Genomic DNA, 14,099 nt, shown 5'->3' with positions numbered 1-14,099 from the left:
TTGCTAGAATAGTCGAGGACAGACAAAATATTTTCGATCGCGCGAGTGATAGGGTTACTATGGCAAATCAAATCGTATTCGATAATAAAGCGCGGATAGCTCTTGACACTTTACAGCCCGAAGAGCGAAAAAAGGTTTCAGACGTAATTTATAGTCTCGTGAACTTCCCTGATCCTTCTTGTCTCCTCGACAAGAACATTGCCAAACTCAAGAATTTGAATGATTATTTTATGGCGAGAGCGGGAAATCAATATAGAGTTTTTTTTCGTTATCAAGAACCTGAAGTTATCATCACCGATATAATTCATCGTGATACCCTACACGCATTGAAAGCAATGTGATTCAAAGGAATAATCGATGAATAGTCTCGATCTCTTTACTCTCGATTTAAACAGGTATCTTTTCGAGCTTAATCAATTCGATCTACTTTTGAGCGAAGCCGAACTGAAAGAATCTAGCGATATATTGCCTTTTTTTAGGGAAAATCTGCATTTGTCAGCGTTTCTCGCCTCTTATGTGCCTCAAATCGCTCGAATTGATCGTATCAAACATGAATTTACATTTTTTGGTGATTTCCGCGCCGATCTTGTGGTCGGAGATTCGGACAAAAAAGTTTACTGCTTTATAGAATTTGAAGACGCTACTAGAACGAGTATTTTCATAAATAAGAAGAATAGGAGTACACCAGCGTGGTCTCCTAGATTCGAGCAGGGATTTAGTCAAATTGTTGATTGGTTTTGGAAAATTGACGATTTTAAAAATACCGTGCAATTTCGGAGCGTTTTCGGTAGCGAGACGATTGAAGTTTATGGAATGTTAATTATAGGGAGAGACTCTTTTCTTACCGATATAGATAAATCTAGGCTTAACTGGAGGTTAAATAAGGTTGTGGTGGACTCTCGAAAAATAATTTGTATAACCTTCGATCAATTGGCGAGAGATCTTAGAAATCGGCTTTCACTATATTCTTTGGTATTAGAATCCAATTTAGAATGAAATAGCAATACGGTTATAGAGTAGTAATGAAGCCGAAAAAATGTCCGAACTGCCAAGAGGAGTTAACCACGAAGCGAGTCGAGAAAATCTTCAAAGGTGGCGTGAATACCGCAATCGTTCAAGTAGAGGCTGAAATTTGCTTACACTGTGGCGATCGACTCTATAAACCCGATGTCGTTCGACAGTTCGCACGGATTCGATCGAGATTAAAAAACCAAGAAACGGAAGACCTAGAAGCGATCGGTCGATCGTTTAGAGTTCGAGATCCGATCGGATAAATTCGGTCGAGGTTGTTTATCCCAGTAATTCGGGATAAAATCGATTCCCTTAACGCTCCGTAAATCGTTCCAGAAAAGAGAGGGGACGGCTCATATTTTCCGCGAAACCGAGAATCCCGCGATCGCGATATTCGTAAAGCGTGTTTCCCGCGAAATCGAAGAGAAAAGTACCTCCCCGTCGCGTTATATAACTAGGATCGGGGACGTAAGTTTTCCAACGTCCTAATACCTCGCTCATATTGCGTAATCGGAGGGTTGCCAGTTCAAAAGGTCGCTGGAATCCACTCCCCCCCGCGAGTCGGAAAAACGATCCTTTCATCGGGGGTAACGGGAAAGCCTCGATCGCTTCCTCGTCCCCGATTAATTGTGGCGCGCTTCGATCGCCCCGATAGCCGCGAAATACCTCCGCCAACGTCCCTGGACTACCGATTCCCGCGCACATTAACAGCAAATTCAAGTAAGCGTTCGCGGGAGCAGAAAAGCCTGGAATTTTTGCCGATAAGCCCGGATATAATCCTAATTGTTCGTGTAATTCCCCCCTCGGATCGATGAAAAGCCACGCGGGAGGAAATCCGCTATACTCGCAAAATCGAAGCCCGGAATCTCGATCGCCGATCCCGATCGCCCGGATGGTAATCTCGATCGATTCCAACCATCGCGCCTCTTTTTTCAACCACCAAGCGTATTCGAGACTATCAAAATCTCCCAACTGCGGCCATAAAAGTATCAACAAACGTTTCGCCCCTTCACAACCGTCGAAAATCGGGGTGATCGAGCCGTCGCTCACCCGTTGACGTTGACTTTCTTTTAAAAGGTTATAGGAATTCATATTCTCTTGTCCGGACTTACGGCGAATTCGGGTTCGATCGATAGGGAAAACGAAAAATAAATTATTTATAGCACATCTCGATCGATTTCCCGACCGCGTAAAATCAGGACGGGAAAAATTTTCGCCTAGACTCCTAGCTCTCTCCTTCCCCGAAACCGCCTTCTGCCTCCTGGCTTCTGCCTCCTGCCTTCTCTGACTTCTCCCGATTTCTCCGCGCGTAGATCTGTGACTTTAAAATTTTCACCCGATAGGGATCGGCATCCTCCCGCCAACGTAAATGATAGCCTTTGAGTGTCGCGCAATGATCCGCCAGACATTTCTCCCAACCTTTTAAGCGATCGATCGCTTTTTCATCCTCCAATAACCCCCACTCCCGTTCCTGTTTACTTAATCTCGCGAATTTTTCATAGAGAGGATAATCGCTCGTCACTAACCGATCTTTCTCGTGTAGGATCGGCGGATTATCGTCCTCCGCGTAATCTCGATAACCGACTCCAACCGAACCGAGATAGATATCCATCGCGGTCTGTAAAACGGGATGGGGATTAGTGTCGAAATCGGGAAAATAGAGATAAGAAATTCTCGGTTTGCGGGACGATAAACGAATCACATTAGCGTCATCTAGTCGCCCGATTACTTGACTCGCGCATCCTTCATATAACCGTAATAACATCGGCAATCGATCGAGCGCGCTAATATGTACCGTCAGCGATCGACGGGAATATTTCCCCACCGGACTATTCCGACAGGCCAGATCGATCGAGTCCATATCCCCCGCGGTCATTAACGCTTCCCCCGCGATCGCCCGCGCGTTACGATAACTGCCGAAAAGTGCCTTGAGATCCTCCCGCATTACCCGCGATAATTCCTGAACCGCGGGACAGCCGCTAAAATGACTTAAAGCCAGATAAAGAATCAGATCCTGCCGACGTTTATCGGCGATCGCTTCCCATTCCGCCGCTTCCGTCACCTGTAAAATCACCTGAAAAGCTCGTCGGAACGTGCCGAATTCCGCCTTGATTTCCCCCTCGATCGCTAATTCCCCCGTCGCCGGTAAACGTCCCCGACGCGTGTAGAATTCCATCAACGGGGCTAGTAATTCCTCGTAATCCTCGAACCGTTTCAGGTGGGTTTTAATCCGCGGGGTGGTGGCGCGGGAACGGAACCGGGAGAGACGAAACGCTTCCGCGCGTTCCGGATCGCGAAAAACGACATAGATTCCCAAAGCGATCGGGATCGAATCCACCCCTAAAATCGTATCGATATATTGTTTTAACTCTTCCTGTTGATAGTATTTCTGGAACGTGTTACGACGGGTAATAATGCCGTCCTCGTAGGCGACTAAGCCGCGCTCGCTGTCGTCGATCAACACCTGCGCGGAAACGATCAACACCTGACGGGTTAACTCCCAGGCTTTTGTTAGGGCTTCCTGACGTTCCCGGCGATCCTCGATGACGTTGATCACGTAGCCGAGATTGACGACATCGGCACCGACGCGGGGACTATCGGGACGGTAATAGGGGTCCCATCCCGCGCTCTCGTAGCCTTTTTCGGCGATCCGATCGATATCCCCCCCATAACCGCACCCGTAATCGAAAAACGTCGTTCCTTCGGGAAATAAGCCCATTTCCATCGCTAATCGGGCGGGTCGGGAGAGGGATTTTCGGGCGAGCGCCGCTTTATGCCGATCGATCACCAGAGAGCGCCCGCGATCGCCCCCGAGCGGGCAGATCAAACGATGTCCCTCGAAATCGATCCGATACTGTTGTAATCGCTGTTGCCACTCGTACCGCGTGCCGATATATCTCGATCGATCCAGCAGTCCTAACGCTTCCTCCATCGCGGTGAGAGAGGCGAATTCCGCGTGCAGGGGATAGTCGGGAGTGACGAAAGTTTCCTTACGGTGCAGGATGGGAGGATTGCCCGAATCCCGGTAGTCCCGATCGCTAACCTGAAGCGTCTTGGTATCGACGATGACACTTCTCGTTAACGCGGGATGGGGATCGGTATCGAAATCGGGATAAAAAAGGTAAGAAATCGTCGGTTTATCGGTGCTGAACTTGATTAAAGTAGCCTCCGATACATCGCCGATCCTCGCCGATCGTTCATACTCTTGGAGAACTCGATCGAGAGCCTGCAATGCCGAGCGGTGAATGTAGAGCGCGCTCGGAAGCAGTTTCCCCACGGGGCTAATCTGGCAGAGTTCGGCGATTTCAGTAAGATCACGCATGGGAATGACTCTAAAACTTTCCTTAAAAGGGAGGGGTTTTTCGGAAATCTAGGGAATCATGAAAGATGAAGGACTCTATTCTGGCGATCGGGAAGTTATTTCTCCAGTTTTACAGATCTCTAACGTAAGGATAATTCCCTAGTCCTCACCCAACTCGCATAATGTAATTCACTATAACAACCTATCAACAGGAGGGCGCGGACATGAAGCCGACCGTTGATGTCAACCATCTTCGTTATTCCTATCGGGAAGAATTGATTAAAGCGGGCGTTTCCCCTCAAAAAGCGGAACAAGCCGCTCAAGCGGTCACGAGTCAAGAATTGTTCATGATCGGCGAGATCTGGGGACAATGGGCGGCTATTCTCTCGCGAACGTAGCGGTTCGAGAGATTAGCGAGTGCATCTTGCCATTCTATTATTAAACTTACTCGACGTATCACGGGAACGGTCGAGAGATTCGGGTGAAAATGTCGCGGGAGATCGCGCGATCGGGAGAAGCGAGTTCTGGAAATCGCTCAATCCTCGTGAAACAGGATTGGAAGGTTAGCGAGGATCGCCCCGTAACGCTCGCTCGGGAGTGATTCTAAATAGCGTATGATTCGATTCACATCGATCGAACGAATCCGATCGAGAAGAACGATCGAATCCTCGCATCAACCCGCTTCACCGGCCGCCAATCGGGGATATAAATCCGGTGAAACGTCCGCCCAAGATTGTCCGCGATCGCTAGTCATCGGCGCGACGATAATGAGAGGAAAGCGAGGGGTTCCCAATCTTTGAGGAATCCCGATGACTAAAGCGGGACGGATTCCTTCTTGTTCGTATCCGGTCGGATTTTGTACGGGAAATAAGAGCGATAATAACGTCTCGGACAGCGATCGAGTTAGACATTCTCTTTGCCACCCTCGACCACCAAACCGACATTCGGAATATATTTAACAGGTTTACCTAACGTTAAAGGATCGATTTCTCCGCGATCATAAGATTCGTATTCTTCCAAGCGCGAGATATCGCTATCTAACCAATCTCGATCGCTCTCGGTAACGTTCGGTTTTCGGGACTCGTGAAAATTGACCGGTAGCACCCTAAGAACCTAGCCGTCGAGACGTGACTCATCTTTTATTATGAATGAATCGCGCGCCCTAGGTTCGAGAAAACCCGATCGCTCCCGGAACCCATCGATCGCCCGCGCGGTCAAGATCGTTACCTGATAGAATTAGGTCAAACGTACCCGAATTCCCTCTCTCGCCGGTTTTCATGGTCTATATCAAGCGGGTTGAACTCTCTCACTTCAAATCTTTCGGTGGCACGACCGCGATTCCCCTCCTACCCGGTTTCACGGTGGTTTCCGGCCCCAACGGTTCGGGAAAATCGAACATTCTCGACGCGCTGTTATTCTGTCTGGGATTGGCGACCTCCAAGGGAATGCGGGCGGAACGATTACCGGATCTCGTCAACCATACCTACAGCAGTCAGCGCGGTAGTGCCGAAGCCAGCGTTTCCGTCACCTTCGATATTTCCGACCTCCCCGACGCGACCGATAGCGAGTGGACGGTCAGCCGTCGTTTGAAAGTGTCTAAAGGAGGAAATTACACCTCGACCTATTACATCAACGGGGAAACCTCGACCGTCACCGAACTCCACGAACAGTTAAACCGTTTGCGAATTTACCCGGAAGGGTACAACGTGGTCTTACAGGGGGACGTGACGCGGATTATCACCATGAACCCGAAGGAGAGACGGGAAATTATCGACGAGTTAGCCGGGGTCGCGGAATTCGATCGAAAAATCGAGAAAACCAAGGAAAATATCGAATCGGTGAAAGAACGCGAGGAGAGATGTCAGATTATCGCGGGAGAGTTAGAGCGATCGCTAGAAAGACTCGCTCTAGACCGCGTTAAAGCCGAAAAATACCAGAAATTGAAAGCGAGAGTTCAAGAACTGCAACAACGCGAGATCGTCGTCCAATGGCGCGCCCTCCAGACGAAATTACAACAGGTACAGACCCAAATTCGGGAGGGAGAGGCGGAATCGGAACGCTTAACGGCACAATCGACCGATTTAACCGCCCGTATCGGTCAAACCGGTCGGGAATTGGAAGATCTCAACCGTCAGGTAAAAGCGTTAGGGGAAGAGGAACATCTCTCGCTGACCTCGCGACTGGCTACCCAACAGGCCAAACGCCAACAACTGCAACAACGGCGAACGGAACTGGAAACCCTCGATCGAGATTATCGCGCGCGACTCGATCGCATTTCCGCGGAGATAGAAGGCTATCATCGGGAACTAGAACGGATAGAAAGCGAGAAAACCCGTTTAGAAACGGAAATATTACCCAATTTAACCCAAGAGTGTCAGAACGGGCGATCGGAGTTAGAAACGGAACGGGAACGAGCCAATTCGCTCGCGGAAGCATCCGAAGCTTGGGTACAGGAACAAACGGAACTCTCGCGGGAAATCGCGGCGATTCAGGAGAAATTGAATCCCCTGCAAACCGAACGCGCGCGATTGACGGAACGCTTCGATCGACTGCAAACCTCGATCGCCGAACAGAAACCCCGTCTCGCTCAAGTAGAGGAAGAAATTAGCACAAAAAGCGTAGAAAGTCAAGATTTATTGCAAAAAATCGCGCTTTCCGAGACCGAGATTCAGGGACTGGCGGAAAAATTAGCGATCGCCGAACAGAACCGTCTCATCGGTCAGGATACCGGGAAACGCCTCCTCAAAGAACAACGGGACAAACAGCGGGAACTCGATAAACTGGAAGCCACCAAACAAGCGCAACAGGAAGCCCAAGGAACCTACGCCACGCAGGTGCTGTTACAGTCGGATTTACCGGGAATTTGCGGGTTAGTCGCCGGATTAGGGGAAGTGGAACCCCGTTTCCAACTGGCGCTAGAGATCGCGGCCGGGGGTCGTTTGGGTCATGTCGTGGTGGAAGATGATAGTGTCGCGGCCGCGGGAATCGCCCTCCTCAAACAGCGCCGCGTCGGCCGGGCGACTTTTTTACCCCTCAATAAAATCCGTCCCCCTCGTCCGCAGGACATTTCCTCTCTTCGGTTCGCTCGTGGCTATCTGGATCTCGCGGTGAATCTGGTGCGGTGCGATCGACGCTATGACGATATTTTCGCCTATATTTTCGGTTCGACGGTGGTTTTCGAGGATATCGACCTCGCGCGTTCCTATCTGGGGCAATATCGCATCGTCACGCTAGAGGGCGAGTTATTGGAAATGAGCGGCGCGATGACGGGGGGGAGTCAACCGAATCGATCGGGCCTCCGTTTCGGTAGGATATCGGGTAAAGAATCGTCGGAAGTGGAGACTCTGCGGGAAAGATTGGCGGAGATCGATCGAATTCTCGTTCGTAACGACGAGAAATTAAACGACGCGACCACCCGCATCAGCCAGCTAACCGCGACGCTTACCGAAACCCGTCAAACCCACCGGGAAAACCAATTACACCAACAACAATTAGAAAAAGATCTACAACGGTTAATTCAAGAAAGGGACGAGTTAACCCGGCAGATTACGAGCGGTGAAACGGAAATCGTTACGGCGCGGGAGAGATTGGATATACTGGCGATCGAGATTCCCGAACTAGAAACCCGACTGCAAGGGGAACAACAGAAATTACAACAGTTAGAACAGAGCCGCACTCACAGCGAGTGGCAACAACTGCAAAGCGCCATCCGCGCGCGGGAAGCCGTTTTACAGGAGAAAGAAAACACCCGCGATCGCGTTCGGGAACAGGGGAAAGATCTGCAAAATCAGAAACAGCGAATCGAGGAAAAAATCACCGACTCGCGCGGGAGAGTCGCGGAAATTCAACGTTCTCTTGACGAGGGAGGGCAACAACAGAGCGAGTTAGGAACGGAAATCGAAACGCTCGATCGATCGCTCGCGGAAACCAACACAGCCCTACAACAATTATCGGCCAGATTGGGCGAAACCAAACAACAACGCGATCGTCTAGAAGCCGATTTCCGTTCCCTGCAAAACCAACAACAACAGATTACCTGGCAAGCGGAAAAACTCCTCGTCACCCAACAGGAAAGACAACAGTTACTTACGGAATTACAAACTCGTATCCAACAAACGGAATTACCCGATCCTCTCCCCGAAATCCCCGAGGGCGAAACCGATATCGAGCAGATCCAGAACGAGATCCGTCAGTTACAGAAAAAGATCGAAGCGCTCGAACCGGTCAATATGTTGGCACTAGAAGAGTACGAAAAAACGAAAGAAAGACTCGATGAACTCTCGGAAAAGTTAACTACTTTAGAAGCGGAAAGAACCGAATTACTTCTCCGGATCGAGAACTTTACCACCCTGCGCTTCAACGCGTTCAAAGAAGCTTTCGACGCGGTTAACGAGAACTTTAAAAGTATCTTCGCCACCCTCTCCGATGGCGATGGATATTTACAACTAGAGAACGAGGAAGATCCCTTTAGCGGGGGATTAAATCTCATCGCCCACCCGAAAGGAAAACCCGTACAGCGATTAAGTTCCATGTCGGGAGGCGAAAAATCTCTAACCGCGTTGAGTTTTATTTTCTCCCTGCAAAGATACCGTCCCTCGCCTTTTTACGCGTTCGATGAAGTCGATATGTTTCTCGACGGGGCGAACGTGGAAAAGTTATCGAAAATGATTCAAAAACAGGCGCAACAAGCCCAGTTTATTGTCGTTAGCTTGCGTCGCCCGATGATCGAGGCATCGGAACGAACGATCGGCGTAACCCAAGCGCGGGGAACCCACACGCAGGTATTAGGAATTAAAGTATAAAGTGTCGATCGGGTGTATCTTCTCCTAGAATCGAGTTGAGGAGCGCGAACCGTTTCGATCGAGCGAACCTTTCTATGAAAACCGATACTCTTTTCTATCAACTATTCCAAACCTTTCCCCGATTGCTCTTCGAGTTAATCGATGTACCCGTTGAATCCGCCGATGTTTATCGATTCTCCTCGGTGGAAGTCAAACAGTTAGCCTTTCGCATCGATGGAGTTTTTTTACCCGCTACCCCGGATTTACCGATTTACTTTACAGAAGTTCAGTTTCAGAGCGATCCCGAATTTTACGCCCGTTTTTTCGCCGAAATCTTTCTGTATCTCAAACAAACCGATTTGGACAATGATTGGCGAGGGGTTATCCTCTATCGGGATCGAAGGGTAGAAAGCAGTAAGCAACAACGCTATCGAGATTTATTGAACGAGGAACGGGTAAAAAGAATTTATTTAAATGAATTGGGGGAAATATCGAATGAATCGGTAGGATTGGCTACAGTGGAGTTAGTGGTTCTCGAAGAGTCACGCGCGATCGACAAAGGGAGAGACCTGATCGCGAGAATCCGGGCGATCGAGGATGAAAATCAACAGCGAGAACTTTTAAAATTGATAGAGACGATCCTGATCTATAAATTGCCGCGGTTCGATCGGCGGGAGATAGAAGCTATGTTCAGTTTAAGCGAGTTGAGACAGACGCGAGTGTTTCAAGAAGCCCTAGAAGAAGGCCGTCAGGAAGGCCGTCAGGAAGGCCGTCAGGAAGGCCGGCGAGAGGGAGAAATCGCGGGAAAATTAGCCTCGGTTCCCTTATTATTGGATGCGGGCTTGCCTCTCGAACAGATCGCGAGATCTTTAGGGTTATCTCTCGAACAGGTGCTAGAGGTGGCTCGTTCGCGGGAAGAAAACGCGTGAGCCATCCCTTTTTATCGTCCTACCTTCGTTCTCTGTAATTTCTGCGAGTAGAAAGAAGCCGATTCCTCTCCCCGCGTGCATTCTTTCGTGAACTCGATCAGGTGATGGCTTACCAGTCCGACGTGGATTAAACTCTCGATCGCTCCCGTTTTCAGACTCGGTAGTGCCATGTTCCAGAAAGTACGGCGATAATCCCCGAATAACCCCACTTTCGTCAATAAATTCCCTAAAATCGTCAATCCCTTGAGTACGTTTTCCCGCGATAGCCGCGCCGGACTGTTGGGAACCTGGATACGGTTGGGGTAGGTATTGCGAACATTATAGGCGAAGCGATCGTACAGGAACTCCGGTTCGTAGGCTTTCGAGATACAGCGTCGCCACATTTCCACCACTTCCTCGTAGGGTAGGAGAAACTCCACGTTCGACTCGCGATCCTCGGAAAAATTCAACCTTCCTTCTTTTTGCAGGCGATCCCAGAGCGGGGTTTTCGGCAAAGCATAAAGAAGGTTAATTGTCAACATGGGAATATTCGATAAACGGATAAATTCGAGGATTCTATCCGCCGTATCGGGAGTATCCGTATCCAGACCGATGATAATTCCCGAAACCACTTCCATACCGTAGCTATTGAGGGTTTTTATCGCGTCCAGGATCGGTAAACTTAAATTATGTCCTTTCGAGATCGCCTTGAGCGCGTCGGTTTCCGGGGTTTCGATGCCGCAGAATACCGTACAGAAATAGGCTTCTCGCATCATTTCCAGCAGTTTCGGACTTCCCGCGAGGTTTAGCGTCGCCTCGCACGCGAATTGAACGGGATAGCCGTTCGCTTTCTGCCACTCGATCAGGTGGGGCAGGAGATCCATCACCGCGCGGCGGTTGCCGACGAAATTATCATCGACGAAATACACCGCCCCCGGATTGCCGGACGCTAACATAGCGTCGAGTTCGGCGAGTACCTGTTGCGGGGTTTTCGTGCGGGGATTGTTACCGTAAAGGGCGGGAATATCGCAAAACTCGCAATTATAGGGACAACCGCTAGAAAATTGCACGCTGGCGATAAAATACTGGCTCAGATTCAATAGATGATAGGCGGGAACCGGGAACTCGTGTAGGGGTAGACGTTCCTTCGTCTCGAAGCGAACCTGTCGCGGGGGGCGATTCGGGTTCTCGTCGAGATAGCGGATCATCTCGTCGGTCGCGTCTCCTAGCTCGCCGAGGTGGAGAATATCGAAGTCCGGGTAATATTCCGGGCATCCCGAGACGGAAGGCCCGCCGATCACGGTTATTTTGCCCTCTCGATGGGCGAGATCGTTAATCTCGTTAATCCTAGGACGCTGGATGTGCATCCCGCTGACGATGACGATATCGGCCCACTGAAAATCCTGTTGCGTGGCGGGACGGTTATTCTCATCGATAAAGCGGATTTCCCATTGTTGTGGTAGGTAGGCGGCGACAACGAGAAGACCCTGGGGGGGCATGAAAGCCCGCACCTTTCGCATCAAGGGGTAAGCGTGGTGAAATGTACCGAACGAACGGGCGTATTTCGGGAAAACGCAGAGAATCCGACGGTGATTCCGGGGAATGTAGGCGGTTTTACTTTGATTCTTTTCGAGTAACCCGGTAGTCATTCGATAGCTCTCCTCACGATCGAGCGCGTAACGTTTTTCCATTTTAGATATTCTCGGGAATTTTAACCCCCCTATCTCCCGGAGGGGGGCAATTATCAATCTCTTCTATTCTAGAATTCCTTCTTGAATCCGCTCGTTCTAGTCCCGGCGAGCTACCGGATCTCTAATCATTTTGACGGGAGGTGAGGGAGGAAAGGATTCAAAAAACTCTTTTCCTTATTTCCCGAAAAACTTCCCCATCTCCCCATCCCCCCATCTCTCTATTCCGCGCTCTCCCGATAAATTTCCCGCATTTGTCGGTAAGCCTCTTCTAAATCTTTCGTGAATTGTCTCGTGTTCCAGAGGGGAGAGGTACGACGCGATCGCCGTAACTTCCAGCGAACCTCTTCGCGTAATCGCGCGTCGGTTCCCAAACGGATGCCCCACTCGACGTATTCCGCGTCATTCCAGGCGATACCCTCGGTGATTCCCGCGTTGGTGAGCAGGGTGTAACCGTTACGGGATGACCACTGTCGGCCGACTTTCGTGACGACCGGAATGCCCATCCAGAGCGCTTCTAGTGTCGTGGTTCCCCCGTTAAAAGGATAGGTATCGAGAATCACGTCGGCGATCGTTAAATTGGCCCGATAGAGTTCTGTCGGCTGGTATAAAGGCATCATTTTGATTCTCTCCCCGCTCACGCCTTCTTTTTCGGCGATCGATAGTAATAATTCCCGTAAGGCCATCTCGTTGGAGATACCTTGAATTAGAAAATAACTATTGGGAACCGCCTTGAGAATTCGCATTTGTAACTGTATCATCGGGGGATTTCGTTTGAGCGCGGTTTGAGAACTCAAATAAATTACCGCTTCGGCAGTGATGCCTAGATCCTCCCGTCGTAAGGTGGGAACCGCGACTTCAAAGCCGTCCACGGCGACAAACGCGTGGGGGAGCCGCCAGATTTTTTCAAAATAATAATCCTGTGCCTTTTCGGGAAGAACGTAGGGATCGGCGAGGAGATAATCGATCGTCGGTAAACCGGAACTATCGAACCCTAACCAGTTTACCTGAACGGGAGCGGGTTTGAGGGCCATCACCCGCGAGACGCTCACGGTTGTCCCGCTATCGAGATCGATTAAAATATCGATTTCATCCTCTCGAATCTGTCGGGCGATCGCGAGAGGATCGCCCGGAAATAAACGCGTTGTATCTTCGGGTCCGAAAAACCATTGTCGGGTAATTTCGTCCACGGGTTGATCGATTAGATAGAACGTGAGATGAAATCGCTCGCGATCGTGATATTGCATGACCCAACGACTTAACAAACCCACGGGATGCCGTCTAAAGGTTTGGGCGATATAACCGAGTTTAATTTTCTGACTAGCCCGCTCTTTTGGGCGGGAATAGGCGATTTCCGATCGAGCGATCGATTCCCGATACTTAGTGACAAAATAAGTACCGATCCGCTCCAACAGGGGACGGTTTGCCTCGGGATTATCCTCGTAGTAAGAGATCGGATTCATCACGGTTAACAAGTTATCCCGTACTAGCGGGTGAATCGATTCGGGTTGTTCCCGTACCCATCGTTCCACGAGCGCTTTATACTCCTGACAGACGGCCGGTATCTCGTTCCATCGCGAGCCTCTCAGCATTCCATTAAAGAGCAAGGATTTACTCAAGAGTTGTAAATCTAAACTCGTACTTTGTTCGTATAATTGTCGGGCTAATCGATAGGATTTATCGAAATTCGGGGTACTGATGTAAAACCAGAACAAATTCACCGCTATCTGCAAATCGTCGGGATATTGTTCTCGGAAAACCTCTAATAAATCGGACGAAAAATGAGGTAGCTTTCTCTGGTAGGCGATCTGCTTGGTCTTGATCAAAATTCTTGCCAGACATTCGGGAGGTTCGGGAAAGTGGGATAAACCGGCTCTCGCGAATTCGATCGAGTGGGTGTGAGGGTAGCCGATCGCCATCTCTAACCCTTGTTCTAGTAGCCGTGGGTCGATTTCCCGCGTCGCGACCAAATCGATAATATCCCACTCTTGTAATCGATCGGGATGGAATCGATCGAGGCGCGCTTCCACGAGAATTAACCGTAATAAATTATCGAGGTAATCGGGGACGATCTCGCGGATATATCCCCGGATTAACCAAACTCGATCAAGAGTGTCTAACTCCGTTTGTCGGTTCGCCTCTTCCTCCAAAACCGCCACTAACTCCGCGGTACGGGTGTCGAGTTCCGTTTCCTCCATCCCGGAGAGAACGAAAAACCAAGTGGTCCGCGCCTCTTCCTCCCGTCCCACCAGAAGGTAGGCTAATCCCAAATACCAATAATGGCGAATTTCTTCCGGTTCGGTCTCGATCAGTTCCTCGTAAAATCGGACGGCTCGATCGTATTCTCCGGACTCGATCCATCGATTCACTTCCACGTTCCAGGGCATAATTTAGATCCTCGTCTATAACG

General features: G+C 49.8%; 11 protein-coding genes and 1 pseudogene. 6 read left to right on the top strand and 6 right to left on the bottom strand.

The window, feature by feature from the left end; all coding sequences use genetic code 11:
• The first annotated feature begins 59 nt into the window (after positions 1-59).
• The 3 genes from V0288_RS03385 to V0288_RS03375 all read left to right on the top strand — a co-directional run bounded on the left by V0288_RS03385 (position 60) and on the right by V0288_RS03375 (position 1,274).
• Positions 60-341, top strand: coding sequence for a hypothetical protein (locus V0288_RS03385; RefSeq protein ID WP_332863612.1), 282 nt, complete (start codon positions 60-62; stop codon positions 339-341).
• A gap of 88 nt (positions 342-429) precedes the next feature.
• A complete protein-coding gene (locus V0288_RS03380; protein WP_332863611.1) occupies positions 430-996 on the top strand; it encodes a Shedu immune nuclease family protein in 567 nt (188 codons plus the stop codon).
• Between the two features lie 26 nt (positions 997-1,022).
• A complete protein-coding gene (locus V0288_RS03375; protein WP_332863610.1) occupies positions 1,023-1,274 on the top strand; it encodes a YgiT-type zinc finger protein in 252 nt (83 codons plus the stop codon).
• A 49-nt stretch (positions 1,275-1,323) separates the two neighbouring features.
• Here V0288_RS03375 and V0288_RS03370 read toward each other — a convergent pair whose 3' ends face one another.
• A complete protein-coding gene (locus tag V0288_RS03370; RefSeq protein ID WP_332863609.1) occupies positions 1,324-2,103 on the bottom strand; it encodes an AhpC/TSA family protein in 780 nt (259 codons plus the stop codon).
• Positions 2,104-2,236: 133 nt separating this feature from the next.
• Complete coding sequence (locus V0288_RS03365; protein ID WP_332863608.1) at positions 2,237-4,333, bottom strand: DNA phosphorothioation-associated putative methyltransferase; 2,097 nt, start codon at positions 4,331-4,333, stop codon at positions 2,237-2,239.
• Between the two features lie 203 nt (positions 4,334-4,536).
• On the opposite strand from V0288_RS03365, the gene V0288_RS03360 reads away from it, so the two are divergent.
• A complete protein-coding gene (locus V0288_RS03360; RefSeq protein ID WP_332863607.1) occupies positions 4,537-4,710 on the top strand; it encodes a hypothetical protein in 174 nt (57 codons plus the stop codon).
• Between the two features lie 137 nt (positions 4,711-4,847).
• Here V0288_RS03360 and V0288_RS25050 read toward each other — a convergent pair.
• A pseudogene (locus tag V0288_RS25050) lies at positions 4,848-5,117 on the bottom strand (type II toxin-antitoxin system PemK/MazF family toxin).
• 98 nt (positions 5,118-5,215) lie between these two features.
• The gene (locus V0288_RS03355) at positions 5,216-5,416 is read right to left on the bottom strand and encodes a hypothetical protein (RefSeq protein WP_332863606.1); all 201 of its coding nucleotides are present in this window, start codon (positions 5,414-5,416) and stop codon (positions 5,216-5,218) included.
• A gap of 173 nt (positions 5,417-5,589) precedes the next feature.
• Between V0288_RS03355 and smc the strand changes: the two genes are divergently transcribed.
• The gene (gene smc / locus V0288_RS03350) at positions 5,590-9,114 is read left to right on the top strand and encodes a chromosome segregation protein SMC (protein ID WP_332863605.1); all 3,525 of its coding nucleotides are present in this window, start codon (positions 5,590-5,592) and stop codon (positions 9,112-9,114) included.
• 74 nt (positions 9,115-9,188) lie between these two features.
• The gene (locus tag V0288_RS03345) at positions 9,189-10,022 is read left to right on the top strand and encodes an Rpn family recombination-promoting nuclease/putative transposase (RefSeq protein ID WP_332863604.1); all 834 of its coding nucleotides are present in this window, start codon (positions 9,189-9,191) and stop codon (positions 10,020-10,022) included.
• Positions 10,023-10,033: 11 nt separating this feature from the next.
• On the opposite strand, the gene V0288_RS03340 is transcribed toward V0288_RS03345, so the two are convergent.
• Both V0288_RS03340 and V0288_RS03335 read right to left on the bottom strand, forming a co-directional pair.
• The gene (locus V0288_RS03340) at positions 10,034-11,692 is read right to left on the bottom strand and encodes a B12-binding domain-containing radical SAM protein (RefSeq protein ID WP_332863603.1); all 1,659 of its coding nucleotides are present in this window, start codon (positions 11,690-11,692) and stop codon (positions 10,034-10,036) included.
• Positions 11,693-11,910: 218 nt separating this feature from the next.
• A complete protein-coding gene (locus tag V0288_RS03335) occupies positions 11,911-14,076 on the bottom strand; it encodes an O-linked N-acetylglucosamine transferase, SPINDLY family protein (RefSeq protein WP_332863602.1) in 2,166 nt (721 codons plus the stop codon).
• Positions 14,077-14,099 lie beyond the last annotated feature (23 nt).

This window comes from Pannus brasiliensis CCIBt3594, assembly GCF_036688125.1.
Taxonomy (GTDB): Bacteria; Cyanobacteriota; Cyanobacteriia; order Cyanobacteriales; family Microcystaceae; genus Pannus; species Pannus brasiliensis.
This window is presented reverse-complemented; position numbering and strand designations above follow the sequence as displayed.